The sequence below is a fragment of the Arthrobacter sp. TMN-49 genome, assembly GCF_054511095.1.
Window position 1 is genome coordinate 43,946 of sequence record NZ_JBTNDH010000009.1, and the last position, 22,082, is coordinate 66,027.

21 protein-coding genes, 2 tRNA genes and 1 riboswitch are annotated in these 22,082 nt (G+C 62.1%); of the genes, 2 read left to right on the forward strand and 21 right to left on the reverse strand.

The genetic code is table 11. The features are described from left to right. Window position 1: 1 nt before the first annotated feature. Window positions 2–1,012 carry an AAA family ATPase gene (locus ACX80E_RS05885; RefSeq protein ID WP_459300976.1) on the reverse strand — a complete coding sequence of 337 codons (1,011 nt, stop codon included), beginning with the start codon at window positions 1,010–1,012 and terminating at the stop codon, window positions 2–4. Window positions 1,013–1,150: 138 nt separating this feature from the next. Here ACX80E_RS05885 and ACX80E_RS05890 point away from each other — a divergent pair, with 138 nt between their 5' ends. Continuing rightward, window positions 1,151–1,348 (forward strand): hypothetical protein, encoded by a 198-nt coding sequence (locus ACX80E_RS05890; RefSeq protein WP_459300977.1) that lies wholly within the window; start codon window positions 1,151–1,153, stop codon window positions 1,346–1,348. 11 nt (window positions 1,349–1,359) lie between these two features. On the opposite strand, the gene ACX80E_RS05895 is transcribed toward ACX80E_RS05890, so the two are convergent. The 18 genes from ACX80E_RS05895 to ACX80E_RS05980 form a co-directional block, all read right to left on the reverse strand. Next, the gene (locus tag ACX80E_RS05895) at window positions 1,360–2,565 is read right to left on the reverse strand and encodes an ROK family protein (protein WP_459300978.1); all 1,206 of its coding nucleotides are present in this window, start codon (window positions 2,563–2,565) and stop codon (window positions 1,360–1,362) included. Window positions 2,566–2,768: 203 nt separating this feature from the next. Next, the gene (locus ACX80E_RS05900) at window positions 2,769–3,920 is read right to left on the reverse strand and encodes a class I SAM-dependent methyltransferase (protein WP_459300979.1); all 1,152 of its coding nucleotides are present in this window, start codon (window positions 3,918–3,920) and stop codon (window positions 2,769–2,771) included. 69 nt (window positions 3,921–3,989) lie between these two features. After that, window positions 3,990–4,412: a YchJ family protein gene (locus ACX80E_RS05905; protein ID WP_459300980.1), complete on the reverse strand. Its 423-nt coding sequence runs from the start codon at window positions 4,410–4,412 to the stop codon at window positions 3,990–3,992. Further along, on the reverse strand, window positions 4,379–5,101 hold the full coding sequence (locus tag ACX80E_RS05910) for a FadR/GntR family transcriptional regulator (RefSeq protein WP_459301028.1): 723 nt from the start codon (window positions 5,099–5,101) through the stop codon (window positions 4,379–4,381). Before ACX80E_RS05910 ends, ACX80E_RS05905 begins: the two co-directional genes overlap by 34 nt. 199 nt (window positions 5,102–5,300) lie before the next feature. Beyond that, window positions 5,301–5,376: transfer RNA gene (locus tag ACX80E_RS05915), tRNA-Ala, on the reverse strand. A 61-nt stretch (window positions 5,377–5,437) separates the two neighbouring features. Beyond that, window positions 5,438–5,513, reverse strand: a tRNA-Ala gene (locus tag ACX80E_RS05920). Between the two features lie 100 nt (window positions 5,514–5,613). Continuing rightward, complete coding sequence (locus ACX80E_RS05925) at window positions 5,614–6,366, reverse strand: histidine phosphatase family protein (RefSeq protein WP_459300981.1); 753 nt, start codon at window positions 6,364–6,366, stop codon at window positions 5,614–5,616. A 35-nt stretch (window positions 6,367–6,401) separates the two neighbouring features. Continuing rightward, on the reverse strand, window positions 6,402–6,827 hold the full coding sequence (gene rsfS, locus ACX80E_RS05930; protein WP_459300982.1) for a ribosome silencing factor: 426 nt from the start codon (window positions 6,825–6,827) through the stop codon (window positions 6,402–6,404). A 26-nt stretch (window positions 6,828–6,853) separates the two neighbouring features. Beyond that, complete coding sequence (locus ACX80E_RS05935; RefSeq protein WP_459300983.1) at window positions 6,854–8,533, reverse strand: hypothetical protein; 1,680 nt, start codon at window positions 8,531–8,533, stop codon at window positions 6,854–6,856. A 7-nt stretch (window positions 8,534–8,540) separates the two neighbouring features. Continuing rightward, the gene (nadD, locus tag ACX80E_RS05940; protein ID WP_459301029.1) at window positions 8,541–9,194 is read right to left on the reverse strand and encodes a nicotinate-nucleotide adenylyltransferase; all 654 of its coding nucleotides are present in this window, start codon (window positions 9,192–9,194) and stop codon (window positions 8,541–8,543) included. Between the two features lie 13 nt (window positions 9,195–9,207). Then, complete coding sequence (locus tag ACX80E_RS05945) at window positions 9,208–9,456, reverse strand: hypothetical protein (RefSeq protein ID WP_459300984.1); 249 nt, start codon at window positions 9,454–9,456, stop codon at window positions 9,208–9,210. A gap of 188 nt (window positions 9,457–9,644) precedes the next feature. Then, on the reverse strand, window positions 9,645–10,925 hold the full coding sequence (locus tag ACX80E_RS05950) for a glutamate-5-semialdehyde dehydrogenase (protein ID WP_459300985.1): 1,281 nt from the start codon (window positions 10,923–10,925) through the stop codon (window positions 9,645–9,647). A 39-nt stretch (window positions 10,926–10,964) separates the two neighbouring features. Further along, on the reverse strand, window positions 10,965–12,083 hold the full coding sequence (gene proB / locus ACX80E_RS05955; RefSeq protein WP_459300986.1) for a glutamate 5-kinase: 1,119 nt from the start codon (window positions 12,081–12,083) through the stop codon (window positions 10,965–10,967). 32 nt (window positions 12,084–12,115) lie between these two features. Further along, the gene (gene obgE, locus ACX80E_RS05960; protein WP_459300987.1) at window positions 12,116–13,729 is read right to left on the reverse strand and encodes a GTPase ObgE; all 1,614 of its coding nucleotides are present in this window, start codon (window positions 13,727–13,729) and stop codon (window positions 12,116–12,118) included. Window positions 13,730–13,874: 145 nt separating this feature from the next. Then, window positions 13,875–14,129, reverse strand: coding sequence for a 50S ribosomal protein L27 (rpmA, locus tag ACX80E_RS05965; protein ID WP_103465521.1), 255 nt, complete (start codon window positions 14,127–14,129; stop codon window positions 13,875–13,877). A gap of 59 nt (window positions 14,130–14,188) precedes the next feature. Then, window positions 14,189–14,497 carry a 50S ribosomal protein L21 gene (gene rplU / locus ACX80E_RS05970; protein WP_044573640.1) on the reverse strand — a complete coding sequence of 103 codons (309 nt, stop codon included), beginning with the start codon at window positions 14,495–14,497 and terminating at the stop codon, window positions 14,189–14,191. Window positions 14,498–14,901: 404 nt separating this feature from the next. After that, entirely contained in the window at window positions 14,902–16,461 is a 1,560-nt protein-coding gene (locus tag ACX80E_RS05975) for a bifunctional hydroxymethylpyrimidine kinase/phosphomethylpyrimidine kinase (protein ID WP_459300988.1), read from the reverse strand. Beyond that, window positions 16,450–16,548, reverse strand: a riboswitch (TPP riboswitch). (Overlaps the previous gene by 12 nt.) A gap of 121 nt (window positions 16,549–16,669) precedes the next feature. After that, a complete protein-coding gene (locus ACX80E_RS05980; RefSeq protein WP_459300989.1) occupies window positions 16,670–19,978 on the reverse strand; it encodes an Rne/Rng family ribonuclease in 3,309 nt (1,102 codons plus the stop codon). A 369-nt stretch (window positions 19,979–20,347) separates the two neighbouring features. Between ACX80E_RS05980 and ACX80E_RS05985 the strand changes: the two genes are divergently transcribed. Then, a complete protein-coding gene (locus tag ACX80E_RS05985) occupies window positions 20,348–20,983 on the forward strand; it encodes a vitamin K epoxide reductase family protein (protein ID WP_459300990.1) in 636 nt (211 codons plus the stop codon). Window positions 20,984–21,170: 187 nt separating this feature from the next. Here the strand turns inward: ACX80E_RS05985 and ndk are convergent, their stop codons facing one another. Together ndk and ACX80E_RS05995 are read right to left on the reverse strand one after the other, a co-directional pair. Next, on the reverse strand, window positions 21,171–21,587 hold the full coding sequence (gene ndk / locus ACX80E_RS05990) for a nucleoside-diphosphate kinase (RefSeq protein ID WP_459300991.1): 417 nt from the start codon (window positions 21,585–21,587) through the stop codon (window positions 21,171–21,173). A gap of 39 nt (window positions 21,588–21,626) precedes the next feature. Then, window positions 21,627–22,082: a DUF4233 domain-containing protein gene (locus tag ACX80E_RS05995; RefSeq protein ID WP_459300992.1), complete on the reverse strand. Its 456-nt coding sequence runs from the start codon at window positions 22,080–22,082 to the stop codon at window positions 21,627–21,629.

The window sequence follows — 22,082 nt, forward strand, 5'->3', positions numbered from 1 at the left end:
CCTAAGGTGTCTGCACTGAATCAACGATGGCGGCAACGATCTTCTCCACCTTGATGTTCTCCGCCACCGCCTCAAAGCCCAGGATGATCCTGTGCCGCAGCACCCGTTCGGCCAGCGCCTTCACATCCTCCGGGATGACATGGTCGCGGCCCTGCAGGAGCGCCAGGGCGCGCGCTGCCTGGGTGAAGGCGATGCTGGCGCGGGGGCTGGCCCCAAACTCGATCAACCCGGCAAGCTTCGGGTCAATGTACTGTGCCGCATGGCGGGTGACGTAGACAAGACCCACAATGTAGTTCACCAGCGCCGGGTCCAGATAGACCTTCTTGACGGTGGCTTGCAGGGCACGCACCTGGTCAAGGGTTGCCACGGCCGTGGGTGTGGCGCTGGCCAGGAACACGCCGGCATCAATCCGCCGGATCACCTCGGCCTCCTCCACGGGGCTGGGATAATCCAGCACATCCTTGAGCATGAACCTGTCCATCTGGGCCTCGGGCAGCTGGTAGGTGCCTTCCTGCTCAATGGGGTTCTGCGTGGCCATGACCATGAACGGCTGCGGGAGGGCGTACACCTGGCCACCGATGGTGGTCTGGCGTTCCTGCATGGCCTCGAGCATGGCTGACTGTGTTTTGGCGCTGGAACGGTTGATCTCATCCAACAACACAATATTGGCGTGAACCGGTCCCAGCGCGGTCACAAAGCTGCCCTTGGCGGCGTCGTAAATCTGGGTGCCCACAATGTCACTGGGCAAAAGGTCAGGGGTGCACTGAATGCGGTGAAAGACGGCGCTGACGCAATCAGCAAGTGTCTGGGCTGCAGTGGTCTTGGCCAGACCCGGAACCGACTCCAACAGCACGTGCCCGCCAGTCATCAGCGAGATCAGCAAGGTTTCACGCAGGCGCGTCTGGCCCACCACTTTGCTCTCAAAGCTGCGCGAAATGCTACTCACCAGGTGTTGGGCATGCTCCAGCTCTGCGGGTTCGATCCGGGAACTGACTGTAGCAGTGGGTAACACGGTGTCGGGGCCTTTCGATGGCACAGCTCTGGGCAATATTGTCCTGTCCAGCTCACCCCACGCCCGGCATTGCTGCAATGGGGAGAACTTCCCATCTTGCCCTGTCCCTGACGCTGGCCGGGGACTACAGTATGGTTCATGAACCAGTTGCCAGCCTCCTATGAAGAGTACTTGCAAGGCCGTGACGAGGACTTCATCGCCACAGTTCTGCCAGTCTTGCAGCAATCAGTTGCCGAGAAGAACCACGGTGTACGGGTGATCATCAATCCGCACCTGATTCAGGCCCATATTGACCTTGCGGTTCCCTTTGGCGTGATCCATGAGGGCGTTGACTAAACTTCCGGTGGCTAGAGCTTCGAGTCCAGCAGGAGCTGCGCCGCCTTGGGGTTGAAGGTCTTCTCCATGACCAAGCAGGCAGCACCGAAGGCTTCCTCACCGGAATTCACAATGGTGCCAACCACGTCAACCGAGTGAACACTGGTGGTAACACTCAACCGTTCCAGCAGCCCCGGCATCTGGGCCAGGTACGCCGGTGCCAGTGCCGGCCAGAATGGTCCGCCAAAGACAACCCGCTCCACATCGAGCAGGTTGGTCAGGACCGACACGGCGCCGGCCATGAGCCGTATGGACCTGGCCAGAATTTCTTGAGCTTGGGGGTTGCCGTCGGCAGCCGCCTGAGCCAGCGCCGCCACGTCGTCGGGCAGTGATTGCGGCGTGTGCGGATCGGCGGGGGCCAGGACGCCAGCGGCGCGGGCCTGCGCCACCAACGTTTCGGGCATGCACGTGACTTTGACACAACCCCGGCGGCCACAATCACACTCAGGGCCGTCAGGGTCGGTGATGATGTGCCCAATTTCGCCGACGTTTCCCGACGCTCCGCGAACTGCTTCATCGTTGAGCACCAGGCCGGCACCAATGCCGGTGCCAATGTACACAAACACAAAGTCGCTTGCACTGGCCGCCGAACCGGCCCACAGCTCGGCCACGGCGGCGGCTGTCACGTCCTTGTCCACCACAACGGGCAGACCCGTGGACTCGCGCAGCAGCTCCTGCAAGGGAACCCGCGTCCAGCCGGGCATATGCGGCGGCTCCACGACCGTGCCACTGGCAGCATCAACGGGTCCGGGGGTGGCAACACCAACCCCTGCTATCCGGTGCTCCTCAACGCCCGAGGCGTCAATGATGCTGCGGATCTTGGCACCCATGGCTTTCACGGCATCGCTCGGGCGGCTGACAAGGTCAGTGGCCTCATCAACGGACACCAGGACTGTACCCACAGCGTCGACCAGAGCATAGCTGGTCAGGGCGGGGTCAATGTGCAGCCCAATGGCGTACATGCCGCGCGGGTTCAGGCGCAGAATGGTCCTTGGCTTGCCCGGACCGGACGTTTCCTTGCCGGCTTCAACAATCAACTCGGTGTCAAGGAGGCGGCGGCAAATATTGGAAACAGTTTGCGCAGCCAGGCCTGCCGAGGCAGCCAGCTCCACACGGCTGAGACCCTCAGCGGAGCGGCGGATGGAGTCCAGGATGACAGCCTGGTTGTAATCACCCATTTTGGGAAGATTTGTGCCACGGCGCCGCTGCGGCAAACCACCCTCGGGAACACCCAACATTTTCTCCTTGTCAGATTACATTCATAAAAAACGTCAGCGAGTCACCCAATACTCAGCTGCCAGATTACCCCGCTCCGGGCCACTAAGCGTGACCGCCACGACGCGAAGAGCGATTTTGAGCTTAAGAGTTCCTCAAGTTTTCCTTAAGATTTCCGTGAAACGCTCACCGTGAACTTGCTGTTGCGCCCCACCACCTCTGTGGGACCCACCAACTTTTCCAGCGCTGACCTGTACTCCAAATGACGGTTGTACACGCACCAAAGCTCACCGCCGGGCGCCAAGACACGTGCTGCTGCGGCAAAAAGTTTGTGTGCAATGCCGGCATGGACTGTGGCACCAATGTGAAAGGGCGGGTTCAGGAGTATCAGGTCCACCGACTGTGCCGCGAAGGTACCCAATGCGTCATCGCGAATCACCTTGATGCGCTCCTGCAGCCCGTTGGCAGCTGCTGTCGCCGCGGTGGAGGCCACGGCAGCCGCCGACTGATCAGTTGCCATGACGCTGATGTGCGGCCGAGCTTTGGCCAGCGCCGCAGCAATGGTGCCGTTGCCCGCACCCAGGTCAATGGCGGAGGCGGCCTGGGGCTGCATGCGCGGCAGGAACTCCAGGAGGAAGCGGGTGCCAGTGTCAACTTTGCTGCCACCAAAGGTTGCCCCGTGGGAGCACAGCCAGAGGTCAAGGTCGGCGTGAAATTCTCGCCGCGGAAAGCTCTGCGGTGCCCCGTCGTTGAGTGGGCCGCTGACCAACAGCGGCCGGGATTTACGCCAGGCCCGTCCCGCTGTGACAGCCGAAAAATGTTGCGCCAGAACAGTGTTCATGGCCAGGGTCATGTGTTTGATGCGCCCACCGGCAAATACCTGCACCTGCGGGTCTGCGTGGGCTGCGATGAGTTCGGCAACCTCTGCCACCTCTTCAAGGCTGCGCGGAAGTTGCCACAGGACCACCTTGACGTGTTCAAAGAGTTCGCCGGTCAGCGGCATGGAGGTGTAGGACTCGCTCAATCCGGCCCGGAACGCATTCGCCGCCAGCGCATGCTCGCCCGAGAGGCCATCTTGTTGTACCCGCAGCCCGCTGAGCCCGTGGACTGTGGCGGTTGCCAGTGTCAAGGCACCGTACCGCTCCCCCACAATGGCCACGTCGCCGTGACCGGCCAGTGCCAGAGCCTGCGCACCCTCACGCAGAATCAGCTCATCCGTGGCGTCGTGGGCGAAGAGATTCTCGGCCTCAATATCGGGAAACCGCCGTAGCTGCGCAAAATCAAAGTCAATGACCGGGGTTCCGCTATTTTGCTCCACCGAGCCACTCTACAGGGCCGCAAATTGCGCCGAAGTTGCGGCGTGCTACTTAGTGCCCAGAATCACAGCTTATAGCGCATCGACGTACAGCCATTGTTTGCCGTCGCGGACAAAACTGCTGGTTTCGGTCAACGAATCCTTGAGCTTGCGGTTGGCTGCCGAACGGTAGTGGGCCCTAAAGGTCACAACACCCTCATGGTCAAAACAGCCGCCACGTTGGCTGCTGAGGATTTCCAGCAAGTACCATTGCTGATCGGCGTCCAGATCAAGGGAAGCCGGCCGGGTTGAGGGATGCCAGGTGCGCAACAAGTAGCGGGCATCACCAAGCGCGAACGCAGTAAAACGTGAGCGCATCAACGCCTCGGCTGTGGGCGGGTAGGCGCGTTGGTCACTTGAAGCCGTGGTGAGGTATTTGGCGCAGCAGCTTTCAAGGAGCTCACCGCTTTGGCAGGGGCACCTCATGGCGCCGGATGGGTCTGTGCGTGGAACCATTCAATGTGTTCCTTGAGAGCGTGAGCCGCCCGGCCGCCGTCGTGAGCCAACACTGCCGCCACGATCCCCTCATGCTGTTGGCGCAATGAGGGCACTATCGAAGCCCATTTGGCTTCACTGTCAATGGCTGCGCTGACGTAGCTTTGGATGGCCGAACGCAAGGACTCCATCATGGCCGTGACCACTGCATTGCCGGCCAAAGAGCTCAACAGTACGTGGAAGGCTGCGTCCAGGACATGGAACTCCTCCCGGCCAAGCTCCGGGGCGTTCATGGCCGCCAGTAGCTGGCGCAGCTGGGCCACTTTGGCGTCGTCGTGAACGTGGTGGGCAGCTTCCACAGCAGCCCACGTTTCCATCATGATGCGGGTCTGCACAATATCGGCCACGGGGAAATGACTGGTTGCCATGTGCAGGCGCAGCGTGGAGGCCAGCCCTGCACTGGGATTGGCTATGACAACGGCCCCTGACTGCGGGCCGGAGCCAACGGAGGTCCGCACCACGCCCATGACGTCTAGGATCCGGATGGCGTCCCGTACGGAGGCGCGGGAGATCCCGTGTGTTAGGGCCATGGCCCGTTCTCCGGGCAGATGATCGCCTACTTTGATTTTGCCGTCCCGAAGGTCAGCCTCAATGCTGTTCAGCACTGCCTCGTAGCTGCGGGCGGCGGGAATGAGTGGGGAATCTGGCATGGACACGCCACTATTGTCCCATTTTTGGCCCGGTTCCTTCGACTCCGTGCCATTCCGCGCCTGCCGGGCGCCGCGGGGGCCGTTGTGGACATTCGATGATGGCCGACCATGGGCGAAAGTCCACAACGGCCCCCGAGCGTCCGGAAACACAAAAGTCCGCCCATCCCTAGAGCAGGATGAGCGGACTTTATGCGTATTTTGGTGGAGCTGAGGGGACTCGAACCCCTGACCCCCTGCATGCCATGCAGGTGCGCTACCAGCTGCGCCACAGCCCCAAAACAAGAACCATATTCAGTTATAACCCGGCGTGATAGTATCTTTGCCACACGTCGTGTTTGGTGGAGCTGAGGGGACTCGAACCCCTGACCCCCTGCATGCCATGCAGGTGCGCTACCAGCTGCGCCACAGCCCCAAACCGCTATTTCCAGCCAAACCAATCGGTCTTGGCCGGAACAACTTGTCTATCCTAGAACACGATTTGCCCAGCTGACAAATCGGCGGATTCCCCCGGCCTAATCCTCTACGGGTTCGGCCAAATCCTCGGGTAATTCATAGGGCTCCGGGAGCGTGCCAACGTTGTGTTCCAGCAGCCGCCACTGCCCGATGCCGGTACCGGCAGCAGCTGACTGGGACGCTTCCAGCACTGACCAATGACAGTTGGAAAGCCCCGACAGGGTGCGCCATAAGTCTTCGGGCAGTCCGAGCATTTTCGCCACAGCCACTCGGGTGGCACCGCCATGGGTGGTCACCACCAGCGTGCCGCCATCCGGCAGGGCGTCAACGTTTTCCAGGACAGCGGACACCATGCGATGGGCAACTTCTACCCGCGTCTCTCCGCCGCCGGCGCGGACCCCCGGCACATCTCGTTGCCACTTGTGGATCTGTTCGGGAAACTGCTCAATGATCTGGTCAAAGGTTTTGCCTTCCCATTCCCCGCCATACGTTTCACGCAGGCGGGGGTCCACCAGAACATCACCACCTGTCAAGGTCGCCAACGCCTGGGCAGTGGAAAAGGCCCGGGCCAAATCTGATGAGAGGATCTGCAGGTTCGGATCGTTGCCGTTGCCGTTGCGCACAAGCTTCCCCGCCAGCAATGCGGCAGCACGGCTGGCCTGGGAGGCCCCCACTTCATCTAAGGGGATATCGCTTTGACCTTGGAAACGCCTTGCAGCATTCCAGGAGGTGCGTCCGTGTCGCCAAAAAATCACCCGCCGGCGTAGACCGGCGGGTTGCAACACTGAGCGCTCTGGTTCGGTAGCAGCCATCAAAAGACAATATCCATTCCTGAGCCTAAAGGGGTTTAGTCTTCGTGTGCGGACTCTTCGGTTTCAGCGCCAGCTGCGGGAGCCTTGGCTGAAGGATCGGACGCTGCCAGCTGCAGGTCCACTACCGGGCAATCGCCGTAGAGGCGTTCCAGCGCGTAGAAGACGCGATCTTCCTCATGCTGGACGTGCACAATAATGTCCGCGTAGTCCAGCAGAACCCAACGGCCGCCCGAACGGCCTTCGCGGCGAACCGGACGCAGCCCGAACTTGTGCAGCTCATCTTCAATGCCGTCGACGATGGCGTTAACCTGGCGTTCGGTGGCTGCCGATGCGATGAAGAAAATATCTGTGATGGCCAAGCGATCGCTGACATCAATGGCTGTTACATTCTGGGCCAGTTTGTCCGATGCCGCACGCGCCGCTGCGCGTACTAATTCGATTGACTGTTCTGTTGCCGTCACTTCTGTTTCCTTTGATTGGTGAGAATTTAGCGTGAAAGGGTGGTGAAAAACACGATGGCGCTAACCACAAGTCCGGCGCCACCAATAAAGAGGCTGCCCCACTGGATCAGCTTGTTGCGCTGCGTGCGTCCCAGACCGGCCGTCCTGGCATCCAACGGCTCAAGACCGTGGGCGTAGTCTGCTGGCATGGGTGGCATCTGTGAGCGAGTTACTTCAACTTGTTCGACGCCGGGGTCAACAGCTGGGTGCCCGCCGGTGGCCATCGCTTCGGCTCGCTTAAGCGTGCTGCTGCGCCCGCCAGTCAGGGGCCTGTTGCCAGGTCCTGGCCTGTGCACTGCCGAAGCAGCCAGGGCCGCATCGAAGCGCTCTGCACTGACGTTGGGCACGATGGCCGAGCCTTTGCCGGACGTCTGGGTGTTTGGCGTCACTGCCGCGGGAGTGTTGGCGACGTCGCTGCCTCCGGCGGCGCTTTCGGCCGCGTGGGCGGATGCCGCGTTGACAGCCGCTGGCGCCTGCGCCGGGCGTGGCTGACCGGTCCGGTTCCTTCCGGCCGGTGCCTGACGCGGGGTGGACCGGGTCACAATGGGCACGTGAGTGGTGGTGGGCGGACGCATCACGGGCCGGCTCACACCTGGCACCTCGATGAACTCCAACGGGGTCACCATGGCCAGGTTATTGGTTGACGTGGGATCGGCAGCCGGACGCCTGCTCTTGGCACTTTCTTGCGCCAGTCGTTCACGGGCCTGGGCGCGAAGGGCCAGAATGGCTGTGCGCTCGTCCTCCGCCTTTTGCGCGGCCAGCACGGCCAACTCTTCCGTGCTGGGCGTAGTGATCTGCGGCGGACCGGCGGACACGGGGTAGTAATCGTCGCCGGGAGTCAACTCTGGCAAGGGCGAAGAACTGTTGGCAACTGGTGCGTCGTCGGGCAGAACCGTGGTTGCTTCGGCGGCATCTACCGCATCGTCAAGGTGCGCTTCGGCATGCACTGCCGGGGCATCCTCAACCGGGGCGTCAACGGCCTGTGTCGTGCCCGGATCTGCCACGTCTTGCTGTGCAGCTTGCCGGTTCTTGAGCGCCGGGTTCATTGCTGCTGCGCGCCGACCGCCACGGGTATTGGCCCCAGGGGCATTCGCCGCCTTGGCAGCGGCAGCAGGTTCACGAGCCGGTTTTGCCGCCGGCTGCGCATTCTTGGGAGACTGCGACGGCGCGGCGGCTACCTCAGGCTCGTCATGAGCTTTTCCTTCATCGCCGGGCGCTGATTCTGGCGCGGTGGCGAACGCCTGCGCAGTGACCATCGGAACGGAGTTGGGCTCAACAGGTGTCGGCCGAACGGCAGCAGCAGCCGGCTTTGCCGGCTTGCTGGGCACCTGAACCACCGGGTTCACGGCGGTGATGGGCGCCCGTTCGGCGTCGAGCTGGGCTTGACGCAGCGTGCGCCGCGACGGCAAGGGGCTCATTCCCGGCGGATCAATGAGTTCCTTGTAGGCGCGTAAGGCGGCCCTGTCACGGGCCCGTGTTTGCGATTGCCGTTCACGCGGTGCTGGGCTGTCGCTGCCGGAGTCACCGCGTGGAGCCGGTGCACTGTTTGGCGGCGTGCTGGGGGCAGGGCGAACTGACACCGACGGTTGTTCCGCGGCGCCTGTGGCGTTTCCCGACTGTTCCCGCAGTTGCCTGCGGCTACGAATCGGTTCCTTTTCCTTGCTCATCAATTACTCATTCAGTTCTCGAAGTCACCGGCACAATGCCAGCACCGGCATCAGTGCTCGTTTGAACGTAAAGCCGATACTTGGCAATGTATTGCACCACCCCATCGGGCACTAGGTACCAGACGGGGTTTTGCTCAGCTACACGCTTTCGGCAATCTGTGGATGAAATGGCCATAGCGGGTACCTCCAACAAACTTACGTCCTTGCGCCCCCTATTATCGAGCACATGGCCGGGGCGTGTCACACCCACAAAGTGGGCCAGGTCCCACAATTCGTCATTGTCCTTCCACGACATGATCTGCGCCATGGCGTCGGCGCCTGTGATGAAGAACAAGTCCGCATCCGGACGCATACGCCGCAAATCACGCAGAGTGTCGATGGTGAAGGTGGGGCCTGGGCGGTCAATGTCCACCCGGCTGACAGTGAATCGTGGATTCGCTGCTGTTGCAATGACCGTCATCAAGTAGCGGTGTTCGGCCGCACTGACCTCGCCTTTGACCTTCTGCCAGGGCTCCCCTGTGGGTACAAAAATGACTTCATCAAGCTCAAAAACACTCGCAACCTCACTGGCTGCGACAAGGTGACCATGGTGGATCGGATCGAAGGTTCCACCCATGACTCCAACACGGAGACGATCCCGGGCACCCTCAAGGGGCGGTATCCGGTGCGTTTCCTTAGTGATTGGAGGACGCCGAACCGTTGTCGTGCAGGTGCTTGTTCGTGTGCTGACGGTGCGGATCGTCAGTGGAGTCAACGGCGAGGTGGCGGTTACCCATGTTCATGAAGGACACCGTGACAACCATGAGCAGCAGCAATGCTGCGAGCATGATGCCGCCAATCACAAACGGCGGCGCGATCAACGGTGCCAGCTCCTCATGTTCCTCTGCAGCGGCTAGTACGACGCCGGCAAGCTGGGTCAGCATTATTTCTCCCCTTGGGTACGTGGCCGGGTGGACTTTTCACCGATTCCGGACCATTGTTGGCTTGAATTCCTTCTAATGGTACGTGGTATCTGCCCAGACTGGCACACCGACCCGTCCAGAAGGGCGTGGTGGGCCCACAGCTGCGAGGGCCCCGCCGCGAGCTTGCGAGCGGTGGGAGCAGCTGGGGACTAGCCCCGGACTTGACCCTCGCCCTGGACAATCCATTTGGTGGTTGTCAGCTCGGTCAGCCCCATGGGCCCGCGGGCGTGCAGTTTCTGCGTGGAAATACCCACTTCGGCGCCAAGGCCCAGTTCTCCACCATCGGTGAAACGGGTGCTCGCATTGACAATGACGGCGGCGGAGTCAATCTCGGCAATGAACGTCTCAGCATTGGCAAGATCGTTGGTCAAAATTGCTTCCGTGTGACCTGTGCTCCAGGTGCGGATGTGCTTGATGGCTTCGGGCAGGGAATCAACCATCTTTACGGCCAGGTCTAGGTCCATGTATTCGGTGGCCCAGTCCTCATCGGTGGCAAGTGTTGCCGTGACCCCTGCCGGCAGGACCGCGCGTACCCGCTCATCCACGTGCAAGCGGACACCGGCCTTGGTGAGCGCTGTCAGGACTGCCGAAAGCACCGTGGCATCCTTGTGCACCAGCAACGTCTCCACAGTGTTGCAAACGCTGGGGCGCTGAGTCTTGGCGTTCAACAAGATCTCAACGCTCATCTCTTCCTTGGCGCTGCTGTCAATAAAGATGTGGACATTGCCTTCACCGGTCTCAATGACAGGCACCGCGGAGTTGTTCACCACAGTTTGAATGAGGTCGCGGCCGCCACGGGGAATCAACACATCGACGGCTCCGCGTGCCTTCATGATCAAGTTGGCGCCTTCGCGGCCAAACCTGTCAACAGACTGCACGGCGTCGGCAGGCAAACCCACAGCATCCAGTGCGTCGCGGAGAATAGTGAGCAGGGCCCGGTTGGTGTGGGCGGCAGCTGTACCGCCGCGCAGGATCACGGCGTTGCCGCTCTTGAGAGCCAAGCCAGCAATGTCCACCGTGACATTCGGGCGTGCCTCATAGATGGCGGCCACAACACCCATCGGCACGTTGATCTGGCGCATGCGCAGGCCGTTGGGCAGGGTCTGGCCCCGCACAACGTTGCCCACAGGATCGGGCAAGGTGGCGAGTTTTTCCATTGCATCGGCCAAGCCCTGCACCCGCGGTTTAGTCAGGGTGAGCCTGTCAAGCAAGGGAACGGACGTGCCGTTCTCCTTGCCGGCTGCAAGGTCCATGGCGTTGGCAGCCAAAATCCTGTCCTGGTTTTCCAACAAGGCTTTGGCAATCGCGCGAAGCCCCTTGTCCTTCCAAGCACGGTTGGCTCCGGCCATGCGACGTGCGGCCCTGCGGGCGCGGTCAGTGATGGCCCGAACTTCGGCGGCAATATCTTGTTCAACAATCTGTTCGGTCATGCCACAAGTCTAGGGCACCGGCACAGATCGCGGTGTGAGCTAGCCGTTCAGGAGCACCAGATCATCAACGTGGACCACTTCACGTTCAAAGGCCCGGCCCAGGTCCTTGGCCAGTTCCTTGGTGGATCGGCCCAGCATTTGAGGCAAGTCCGAGTGCTCGTAGTTGACCAGGCCGTGAGCGAATACGTTGCCGTGGGAGTCGCTGATTTCCACAGCATCCCCGGCAGTAAAGTCCCCGCTGACCGAGATGATCCCGGCCGGCAGCAGGGACTTGTGCCGCTCGCTCACTGCCCGCACCGCGCCGTCGTCCAACACCAACCGGCCACGAATGTCAGCCATATGAGCCAGCCACAGCATACGCACAGGACGCTTGTCGCCGTTGATACCAAACCAGGTTCCCACGTCCTCGCCCGCCAGAGCGGCCCCAGCCTGATCGGTGGAGGTGACCAGGGCCGGGATTCCGGTCTCGGCGGCGATCAAAGCGGCCTGCACCTTGGTGGACATGCCGCCAGTGCCAATGCCCGCCGTGCCGGCACTGCCGATAACAATCCCTTGCAGGTCTTCCGGGGAGGCGATCTCGGGGATACGCTTGGCACCCTTGGACGGCGGACCGTCATAGAGGGAGTCCACATCGGAGAGCAGCACCAAGGCGTCGGCCTTGACAAGGTGAGCCACCAGGGCGGCCAGCCTGTCGTTGTCGCCGAAGCGCACCTTGTGTGTGGCAACTGTGTCATTTTCGTTGACGATGGGCACAATACCCAAGAGCAGCAACCGTTCCAGGGCACGGTGCGCATTGACGTATTGGTGGCGCCGCCTCAGGTCCTCTGCTGTGAGTAGCACCTGCGAGGCAGTAACCCCGTGTGAGGTGAAGGCGTGGTTATAGTGCGCCATGAGCAGACCCTGACCCACACTGGCCGCCGCTTGCTGGGTGGCGAGATCCTTGGGACGGCGGCTCAAGCCCAGCGGCAACAACCCCGCTGCGATGGCACCGGAGGAGACCAGGATGATCTCCGTCCCCGCCAACCGGCGCTCCGCCAGTACGGCAACCATCTTGATGAGGGCATCTTCAGAGATTCCCCCCTCCACGGACGTCAATGAAGACGAACCGACCTTGACAACTATGCGCGCAGCGGTGGCCATACCCCGCCGTGAACTCATTGAGGTCACCTGATCTTGCCCCGTATCTCCCACTACTTCTGCGCTGCAGCCGTGTCGCCGGAGTCACCCTCAGCAGCAGGATCAGCGGCAATGACGCGAGACTCGGCGGCCTTGCGATTGCTCGACTCGGTCCAGATGCCTGCCTTGCGTTCGGATTCCAACTCCGCGCGGCCAGCAGCCTTCGCATCGCGACGATCCTGCTGCTCTTCACGCTTCTGAGCTCGCGTGGGTCGATCGCCAAGATCCAGTAGACGCAGGTCAGTACCGCGGGGGGCCGCCAAATGCTCGGCACCACCCATCATGGTGGGCTCCCAGTCAAAGATCATGCCGTGCTCGCCACCAATGACCACCGTGTCACCGGGTGTGGCACCGATCCTGAAGAGTTCCTTCTCGACGCCGGCCTTCGCCAGCCGGTCTGCCAGGTATCCGATGGCTTCCTCGTTCTGGAAATCGGTCTGTTCAACCCAACGCTCGGGCTTTTCACCGCGAACGCGGAACAACGGAGACAGGTTGCGCTCTTCGCGGCGAATTGTGAAGGATGATTCGTTGACGGCACGGGGGCGCAGAACCACCGGGGTGGCCGTGACGGGAGCATCGGCGACGGCCTTGCGTGCTGCCGTGACAATTTCTGCCATCGCGAAGCCAAGCTGCTTCAGGCCCTCATGGCTTGCCGCGGAGACTTCGAAGACACGGTAGCCGCGGGCTTCCAAGTCAGATCGGACAAATCCGGCCATGTCCCGGCCGTCCGGGGAGTCTACCTTGTTCAGTGCAATCAGGCGGGGACGGGCGTTCAGGGGAACCACGTCACCGTCGGTTCCTGCGAAGCTCATGTCGACGTCGTACTGGTCGAGTTCGCGCTCAATGACGGCCAGGTCGGTGACGGGGTCACGGTCGGCCTCGAGTGCTGCGCAGTCAAGGACGTGCACAATCGCGGCGCAACGCTCCACGTGGCGCAGGAAGTTGTGGCCGAGGCCCTTGCCTTCGCTGGCGCCCTCGATGAGGCCGGGCACGTCGGCCATGGTGAAGCGGACGTCGCCGGCTTGGACAACGCCCAGGTTGGGGATGAGCGTGGTGAAGGGGTAGTCGGCAATCTTGGGCCGGGCCGCAGACATGGCAGCGATGAGGCTGGACTTACCGGCGGACGGGAAGCCCACCAACGCGATGTCGGCAATGGACTTCAGCTCAAGGACAATGTCGGCCTCTGAGCCTGCAATACCCAACAGTGCGAAGCCCGGGGCCTTGCGCTTCAGTGAGGAAAGGGCATTGTTGCCAAGCCCGCCCTGGCCACCTGCGGCAGCGACGTACTCCGTGCCGATGCCAACGAGGTCGGCGAGGACATTGCCGTCCCGGTCCTTGATGACAGTGCCATCGGGAACTTCAAGGATCAGCGAATTCCCGTCCTTGCCGTCGCGCCAGTCTCCCATGCCGGGCTGGCCGTTGCCGCCGCGACGGTGGGGTGCGTGGTGGAAGTCAAGCAAGGTGGTGGTCTGGTCGCTGACACGGAAGGTGACACTACCGCCATCGCCGCCCTTGCCGCCGTCGGGCCCGCCCAACGGTTTGAATTTTTCACTGTGAACTGAGACGCAGCCGTGGCCGCCAGTCCCGCCGGATACGTGCAAAACAACCCGGTCAACAAAGCTGGCCACTGAAATCTCCTTGAATAGAACTTACTCGTGCGCACTAATTCTAGTCCGAACCTGGACTAGGGCCTGATGCCGGCCGAAAAGTGTATCTGTTTTAAAAGCCAGTGGAGCGAGCCATGCGGCCCGCTCCACTGGAAAAGCTTTGGTATTAGACCGCAGCGACGATGTTCACAACACGACGTCCACGACGTGTGCCGAACTCGACAGCGCCTGCATCCAATGCGAACAGCGTGTCATCCTTGCCACGACCAACACCCTCACCGGGGTGGAAATGTGTGCCGCGCTGGCGAACGATGATTTCGCCTGCCTTGACAACCTGACCGCCGAAGCGCTTGACGCCCAGGTACTGAGCGTTGGAGTCACGACCGTTGCGAGAGGAACTCGCACCCTTTTTATGTGCCATTTGAAAATGCCTGCCTTTTTACTAAAAGATTCTAAGTGGATCGAACTTCTGACCGCTTATTAAGCGATTGAAGTGATCTTGACCTTGGACAGTTCCTGACGGTGACCCTGACGCTTCTTGTAGCCGGTCTTGTTCTTGAACTTCTGGATGACGATCTTCGGTCCACGAAGATCCTCCAACTTCTCAGCCGTAACCTTCACATTAGCCAGGTCCTTCGCGGCTGTGGTGAGCTTGTCACCATCAACCAAGAGCAAAGCGGGCAGCTCAAGCGTGCTGCCAACTCCACCGGGGACGCGGTTCATGGTCACGTGGTCTCCGACGGAAACCTTTTCTTGACGGCCGCCTGCGCGGACAATCGCGTACACCACTGGGGAACTCACTTCTCTCGACGTTTATTACAAAGTTTTTGTGCCGGTAGGAATCATAATTGACAGCTACCAACCGTATGCGCCCGCAGTTCAAAATAGAACGGGCACGGGATGCAGACTATGTGCCTCAACGCCGTGGACCTCAATGGAGTTCTGCCATGGAGTGGTTGCCCTAGGTGTTGGCGTAAGCACCGAAGATCAAGAATACGCTAATTCTGGCTCCGGGAGCAAATGACACTGGTTTCTCGCGTTCTTGGTGGCCGTTGAACAAACCTAAATTTGCTCGGTTGCCATAGAGGTGCGCGAAACCGTACTCACCAACTTTAGCGTGGATGTGGGGAAATATTGCCATTTCACCCCGTGACGCGCCGCGTTTTTGTCTCAGAGCTGGTGGTGTTAATCACCTAGGGGTCTAGCTGGCCCTGTTTTAGCGCCATCACACTGTGTGGGGCGGCAAAGAAGTCCACCTCATACTGGGCCGAATGGGCGAACGCCGCCTGCATGCGCACACGTTCTTGTGCCGAACCACGCCGCGCGGCGGAGTCCATGATGGTGACGGCAGTTTCTGTGGCCTGGGCAAAGGATTCGTCGGCATAGGTCTGCAGCCACGTCCCATAGGGGTGCTCACCCGCGAAGGACAAATAGTCCTGGTGCAGTACCCGACCAACCTCTGCATAGAGCCAGTAGCACGGCAGGACGGCAGCCACCACTTCACCATAGCTACCGGAGAAGGCCACACCTTGGAGATGGTCAACATAGTGCTTGGTGACAGGTCCTTGCTGCGAGTTCGTGGGGTACCGGCTGAGCCAGTCACGGTGGAGGGCCAACTCAACGTCCAAGCAGTTCTGCGCACCATTGGCCCAAAACTTTTGTTCCGCCTCGGTGGGTGCCAGCGCGCTGGCCCGGGCAAGAACCCGCGCGTATGTACCCAAGTACAGGGCGTCCTGGGCCAGGTAGTAGGCAAAGTGGTCGCTGCGCAAGGTCCCGGCGGCCAGCTCCTTGATGAAGTCGAGGGCGAAAATCGACTCGCGTTGGCCGGCACACTCGTGCCACAGCTGCTGACTAAAGGCGTCCAAGCACGGTGCGGCACTGTCCCACAGGGCGTGGAAATGGTTGATGGGGCCGGCCCCCTCACCCACTTCCAACTCATCGGCGCTCTCCAAGGCGCCGCTCAGCCAGGCTTTAGCGTGGCGCACGCTGCTTGCCCAGTCCCCCGATTGCGCCTGCAAGGTGGCCACGGCGGCTGAAAGCGAACAGCCCGTGCCATGAGTGTTGGGGGTGTCCACGCGTGGAGCTGAAAACTTCTCAACGCTGCCGTCGTAGCCAATGAGCGCGTCGGGGCACTCCTCCCCCGGCAAATGCCCGCCCTTGACTAGGACACTGACACCATGGGCGGCCGCCAATTGCTTGCCCTGCTGCAGTGCCTCCTCGAAGCTCTTGGCCTCGGGCTGCCCCAGCAGAACGGCAAGTTCCACAATGTTGGGCGTGACCAAATGCGTGCCTTCCATCAGACGCAGCAGCGCTTGGCGCGCGGCCGGCGCCATGAGCTCATCGCCGCTGGTGGCGACCATGACAGGATCAAGGACCACCACTGCCGGCCGGGTTCGCGCCAACCAGTCCCCCACGACACCCATCACCTCGGCCGTGCCGAGCATGCCAATCTTCACCGCATCAATGACGATGTCGGCCGAAACTGCCTCCAGCTGCTCGGCCAGAAAGGCCGCCGGTGGCACGTGGACGCTGCGCACGCCTGTGGTGTTTTGGGCCGTTAGGGCTGTCACCGCGGCCATGGCGTAGCCACCATGGGCGCTGATGGCTTTGATGTCGGCCTGAATTCCGGCACCCCCTGAAGGGTCGGAACCGGCAATACTAAGCACGCGCGGGTGTCGAACCCCGCGTGGCTGGTGGGGCGGGGCAGCGTCTGGTGAGGCCGAAATTTGCGGGGCAGAAAGCAAGGTTTCCATGGACATCCCTTCGCCGGTGCTGGCCGGGCAGGTTCAACGGGTCTTTTCTCAGCCGGACCTAGTGTCCAGGCACCCCGTGTCGCTTTCAACCCTAGACCCAGCCCCGGCACTTAAAGGAAACTGACCCGCAGAAAACGCCGAGAATCGCGTCAAAGACGCGTATTCTCGGCGTTTTCTGCGGGTCAGTTTCCTGATGGGCCGCTGGCGCCTAGAGCTCCGAGGCGGGAACTCCAACACCGAGGATGATCGGCTCGGAGCTCTTGGCCGGCCGGGTGGCCGCCGGAAGTTCCACGGCAGCGCTGCTGTGCTGCGTCGACCCCTGGGCGGTGGCCGAAGAATCGGTGGTCTCCACTGCCGTATCGGCTCCGCCCTGGGCACTGCGGGCGCTGCGGTTGCGTCGTCCACGGCGTGAGCGTGAACGGCTGTTGCCGCCCTCTTCGCCGGCGTCAGCGGCTGACTGCTCCTGGCCGGGGCTCAGCAACTGATCCAATGCCTGAGTCAAGCCGGCCAGGGCTGCTGCCTGGTCGGCGTTGCTGGCCTCGGCGAAACCGGAGCTTTCGGTGCGGTGGCCGCGAGGAAGTTCAATGGCCTCCCCACCCAAGGTCAGGGTCGCCGCGTCATCTGACTCACTGTCTTCCGAGCCGCCCTGCGCTGAGCCCGGCGCTGACGCCGGAGCAGGCGATTCGGCGTGGCGCTCATGGTGCGACGCTGCAGCAGCCGCGGCAATGTTGGCCAAGGCGGCACGGGCTTCATGGGCCTTTTGAGCCTTTTGCTCGTCAGTGGGTTCCTCATGCACCTCCACCGGGGCGTGCTCTGCAAGCTCAGACTCGGGCTTGGAACGGTTGCGGTTGCGCTTGCGTTCGCTGCGTGTGGACCTGTTGGCTGTGCGGTCGCCGTCGCGCTGTTCCTGCGCCACCTTGGCGGCCTGGGCCTGCGGCGACTCGACAGCCACCGTGTGGACGCGGCGGTGCTCAACGGGGATCTCGTGCGTGACCATGCCGCGGCCGGCACAGGTGCCACACTGCTCGCCGAAGACTTCCAGCAGGCCGGTACCCATGCGCTTGCGCGTCATCTGCACCAGGCCAAGGCTGGTCACCTCGGCAACCTGGTGCTTGGTCCTGTCACGGCCCAAGCACTCAACCAGGCGACGCGAGACCAAGTCACGGTTGGATTCGAGCACCATGTCGATGAAGTCGATGACAATGATGCCGCCAATGTCACGCAGACGCAGCTGGCGCACCACTTCCTCGGCAGCTTCCAAGTTGTTCTTCGTGACTGTTTCTTCCAGGTTGCCACCGGAGCCAGTGAACTTGCCGGTGTTCACATCAACCACCGTCATGGCTTCCGTGCGGTCGATGACCAGTGAACCACCCGAGGGCAGGAACACCTTACGTTCTAGCGCCTTGGAGATTTGCTCGTCGATCCTGTGGACGGCGAAGATGTCGTCGTTCTTCGTCCACTTTTCCAGGCGGTCCAGCAAATCCGGAGCAACATAGGTCACATAGGCCTCAATGGTGTCCCAGGCGTCCTCGCCGGAGACAACCAGCTTGGAGAAGTCTTCATTGAAAACGTCGCGGACCACCTTGATGGTCAGGTCAGGCTCGGCGTAGAGCATCTCGGGGGCAAGCGTCTTGTGTGAGGAGGCACGGTTGTTGATGCCCTCCCACTGGGCGCGGAGCCTGTTGATGTCATTGGTCAGCTCTTCTTCGCTGGCACCCTCGGCCGCCGTGCGCACAATGACGCCGGCATTTTCGGGCAGGTGGTCCTTCAGCACGCGCTTGAGACGGTTGCGTTCGACGTCGGGCAGCTTGCGGGAGATGCCTGTCATGGAACCGCCGGGCACGAACACCAGGTAACGCCCGGGCAGGGAAATCTGGCTGGTCAGGCGGGCGCCCTTGTGGCCCACCGGGTCCTTGGACACCTGCACCAGCACGGAGTCACCCGACTTCAGGGCGTTCTCAATGCGGCGCGGCTGGCCGTTGAGGTTGGCGGCGTCCCAATCAACTTCGCCCGCGTACAGGACTGCGTTGCGGCCACGGCCAATGTCGACGAAGGCAGCCTCCATGCTGGGCAGCACGTTCTGGACCTTGCCCAGGTACACGTTGCCGATGAGGGAGTCCTGCTGGGTCTTGGAGACAAAGTGCTCGGCCAGGATGCCGTCCTCGAGGACACCAATCTGGATCCTGTCATCGCTCTGCCGGACCACCATGACCCTGTCCACCGATTCGCGGCGGGCCAGGAATTCAGCTTCCGTGATGACCGTGCGACGGCGGCCCGAGTCGCGGGAGTCGCGGCGGCGCTGCTTCTTTGCTTCCAAACGGGTGGAGCCGCGCAGGCTCGTGACGCGATTAGACGCGCTGTCGCTGGGCTCGGCAGGTGTACGCGGGGCACGCACACGGGTCACCGTGTTGGGCGGGTCCTCGTCGGTGCCACCTGTCAGCTCCAAGTCTGCATCACCGCGGCGACGACGACGGCGGCGACGTGAGGTCACGCCGTCGTCGGGCGCATCAGACTCCGGCTCAGTGCTGGCATCGTCGTCGTGCGGCGCCGCGTCAGGCTCCGTTGCGCGGGTGCGACGGTTGCGGCCGCGGGCCCGGCCGCGGCGGTCTCCGTCGTTGTCCTGCTCGACGTCGTCGCGGTCGGCGTTGTCATCTTGCGCAGCAACGGCAGGTACTGCCCGGCTCATGTCCGGGGCCATGAACAGTGTGGACATGCCACTGCTCGGGGCCATGAACAGGGAATCGGTCACGGCGGGTTCGGCCGCATCGTCCGCCAGCGGCTCCTCGACGGGGGCAGCGTCAGCTGTCACTGCCGGTGATGCCACAGGCGTTTCGGCGGCGGGGGCGGACTTCTCGACGGCGGACCGGCGACGGCTCCGCGTGGTCTTCGGCGCCGCCGGTGCCTGGGCGGTGGCATCCTGTGCAGCGGATTCAGCACCGGCATCCAGCACCATCTCGCCCTGGACGGGCACCTCGGCAGCCGGGGCCGCCGCCTTCCTGGTGGCGCGGCGGGGGGCCTTGGTTTTGGTGGCAGGCGCCGTGACCGGCTCCTGCGCCGCCTCCACAACTGCCTCAGTCGAGGGTGCGGCAGTGGCGGCTGCGGCCTTGGTGGCGCGGGTCCGCCTGGCGGGTGCTTTGGCGGCCGGGGCCTCGGGGGCGGCTTCATCGCCGGCAAGGCTCAGCTCACCTTGAATCGCAACAGGTGCTGTGACGGGTGCTGTGGCACGACGGCGGGTGGCTCGCTTGACGGGCGCTGCCGCGGTTTCCGGGGCCGCGGCTTCCGGGGCTGGCACGGCATCGGCCGGAGCGGGGTCCTTTTTGGCACGGTTGCGGCGGGCAGGAGCCTTTTTGGCCGGAGCGTTGGTGGCAGCAGCTGTTTCCCCTGCTTCCGTCGAAACGGCGGCGGGAGCTTGTGCCGGGCTGGTCACCGCGGCGGTGGCACGGCGTGAGCGAGGAGCTTTGGCGGGGACCGCTGCAGCCGCCTCTGCGGCATCAAATGTGGGTTGTTCATTATTCATAGTGGGCGTTACTTTCGCGCCAACACAGCGCCCCCCACATCGAGCGCCGAGATCGGCTGATGTGTCAACACCCGCAGGCGTTGACGGAAGTCGTCTAATTACTTTTCAGGCGGCACCAACTCCTGGGTGCGCAAGCGCTGAAAAGCCAATGGTTTACGGAAACGCGCCGGTGGATGGCTGCACGCAGTGGCAGCGTCGTCACCGGCAGCCCGTGGGCGTGCCATTGGACTGAAAGGCGCATGTGGATCGCCGGCCAGCCGAAACCATTGTCTCATACGCGCCCTGCCATGGAGCAGTTTTGTCCATGGCGCGCCAAGAAACTCACGCTACAATCAGGACACAATCACCTCATCCGATGAAAAGGACACAATGCCTAGCACCAAAGTTTCCACCAGCGATCCGGCGGACATCGACAAGCCGGGCCTGGTACGTGCCAAACCGTTCGGGTGGTTCTTGATCATCACAGGCGCCATCGCCTGGGTAGCGTCCTTCACTTTGGTGCTTGAGCGCATTCACCTTTACCTGAACCCGGACGCGAAAGTCAGCTGTGACTTCAACTCCTGGATTTCCTGCGGCGACGTCATGAAGACCCCGCAGGCAGCCATTCTCGGCTTCCCCAACCCGTTCATTGGTGTGGTGGCGTTTGCCGTGGTCATCACCGTCGGCGTTGTCTTGCTCGCCGGGGCACACATGCAGCGCTGGTTTTGGATCTGCATGCAAGTGGGCATCACCGCCGGCATGGCCCTGGTGTGCTGGTTCTGGTTCCAGGCTGTCTACGTGCTGGCCATCCTGTGCCCGTACTGCATGATCGTCTGGGCCATGATGATTCCACTCTTTGTCTGGACCACCGTGCGGAACCTCCAGCACGGCGTGATCCCGGCTCCCCCGGCAGTGACCAGGTTCCTCACCGACTGGGCCTGGGTCATAGCGGGTCTGCTTTACGTGGCCGTCATTGCCTCCATCATCTTCAAGTTCATGCACCTGATCGTCCCCTCCAACGCCTAACCCCCACCATCGGTGTGGCAGTAGATGGACTGGAAATCGCTTTCCGACGCCGATTTGATGCAACAACTGCCACATAGATTTTTAAGGACAGATTTTCACGGACGTAGATTTTTCACGGACTTGGGACGAAGGCCCCCCCCACGCGGGGGGTCCCCCTCCCCCCCAAGTTCGTTAGGCAGCGGTGTGCTTAGACGAACCAGATGCCGATCTCGCGCTCGGCGGACTCCACCGAGTCGGAGCCGTGGACCAGGTTTTGCTGCACCTTCAGGCCCCAGTCGCGGCCCATGTCACCACGAATGGTGCCGGGGGCTGCTGTGGTGGGGTCAGTGGTTCCGGCGACTGCACGGAAGCCCTCGATGACGCGGTGGCCTTCAAAGATCGCTGCCACGACGGGCCCGGAGAGCATGAACTCAACCAGCGGCTCGTAGAACGGCTTGCCTGCGTGCTCTGCATAGTGTGCCTCGAGCTGTTCACGCGTGGCGGTGACCTTCTTCAGTTCTGCCAGGGTGTATCCCTTGGCCTCAACACGGGCCAGAATGGCTCCGGAGAGGTTGCGGGCCACGCCGTCGGGCTTGACCAGGACAAGAGTGCGCTCAATGCTCACAGTAACTCCAAAATAGAATAGTTAAAAAGGATTTCAGCTTCAGTTTACTTCGCTGCTGGGGCCGTCTTCACTGTCCCCGGGGTGTTCACTGTCCCAGGCCGCCTGGACCTTGGCCCGTTCAACATTTTCCCGGTCAATTCTGGCGCCCGCGTACAAGGCGTACCACCAGGCGGCCGCGAACAGCACGCCCACAACGAACATGGACGGCTCCCAGAAACCACCGGCAATGAGTGCCAGCTGCAGCACCCAGCCAAAGGCTGGCCCCCACGGTTTGCGCACGACGCCGCACGCAGCAATGAACAGCACGGCCAGCACGGCGGCCACCACCAAGTAGATGGGGTTTTTGTCCTTGAGCCCGAACAGCCCCAACCCCAGGAAGAGTGCCACGAACGCTTCCAGCATCAGCACCACTGAGGCGAACATCAACTTGGTGGAGCGCGCTTTTTTAGGCGTATTGGGCTTCCAGTCGCGTTGGGCGCGGGTTAGTTTCGCCAT

Excerpts from the sequence above, each read along its gene's own strand:
- ACX80E_RS05890 (WP_459300977.1), top strand. The coding sequence starts at position 1,151 with ATGAACCAGTTGCCAGCCTCCTATGAAGAGTACTTGCAAGGCCGTGAC.
- ACX80E_RS05895 (WP_459300978.1), bottom strand. The coding sequence starts at position 2,565 with ATGGGTGATTACAACCAGGCTGTCATCCTGGACTCCATCCGCCGCTCC.
- ACX80E_RS05905 (WP_459300980.1), bottom strand. The coding sequence starts at position 4,412 with ATGGTTCCACGCACAGACCCATCCGGCGCCATGAGGTGCCCCTGCCAA.
- ACX80E_RS05910 (WP_459301028.1), bottom strand. The coding sequence starts at position 5,101 with ATGCCAGATTCCCCACTCATTCCCGCCGCCCGCAGCTACGAGGCAGTG.
- ACX80E_RS05925 (WP_459300981.1), bottom strand. The coding sequence starts at position 6,366 with ATGGCTGCTACCGAACCAGAGCGCTCAGTGTTGCAACCCGCCGGTCTA.
- ACX80E_RS05935 (WP_459300983.1), bottom strand. The coding sequence starts at position 8,533 with ATGAGCAAGGAAAAGGAACCGATTCGTAGCCGCAGGCAACTGCGGGAA.
- ACX80E_RS05945 (WP_459300984.1), bottom strand. The coding sequence starts at position 9,456 with ATGCTGACCCAGCTTGCCGGCGTCGTACTAGCCGCTGCAGAGGAACAT.
- ACX80E_RS05950 (WP_459300985.1), bottom strand. The coding sequence starts at position 10,925 with ATGACCGAACAGATTGTTGAACAAGATATTGCCGCCGAAGTTCGGGCC.
- proB (WP_459300986.1), bottom strand. The coding sequence starts at position 12,083 with ATGAGTTCACGGCGGGGTATGGCCACCGCTGCGCGCATAGTTGTCAAG.
- rpmA (WP_103465521.1), bottom strand. The coding sequence starts at position 14,129 with ATGGCACATAAAAAGGGTGCGAGTTCCTCTCGCAACGGTCGTGACTCC.
- ACX80E_RS05975 (WP_459300988.1), bottom strand. The coding sequence starts at position 16,461 with ATGGAAACCTTGCTTTCTGCCCCGCAAATTTCGGCCTCACCAGACGCT.
- ACX80E_RS05980 (WP_459300989.1), bottom strand. The coding sequence starts at position 19,978 with ATGAATAATGAACAACCCACATTTGATGCCGCAGAGGCGGCTGCAGCG.
- ACX80E_RS05985 (WP_459300990.1), top strand. The coding sequence starts at position 20,348 with ATGCCTAGCACCAAAGTTTCCACCAGCGATCCGGCGGACATCGACAAG.
- ACX80E_RS05995 (WP_459300992.1), bottom strand. The coding sequence starts at position 22,082 with ATGGCGAAACTAACCCGCGCCCAACGCGACTGGAAGCCCAATACGCCT.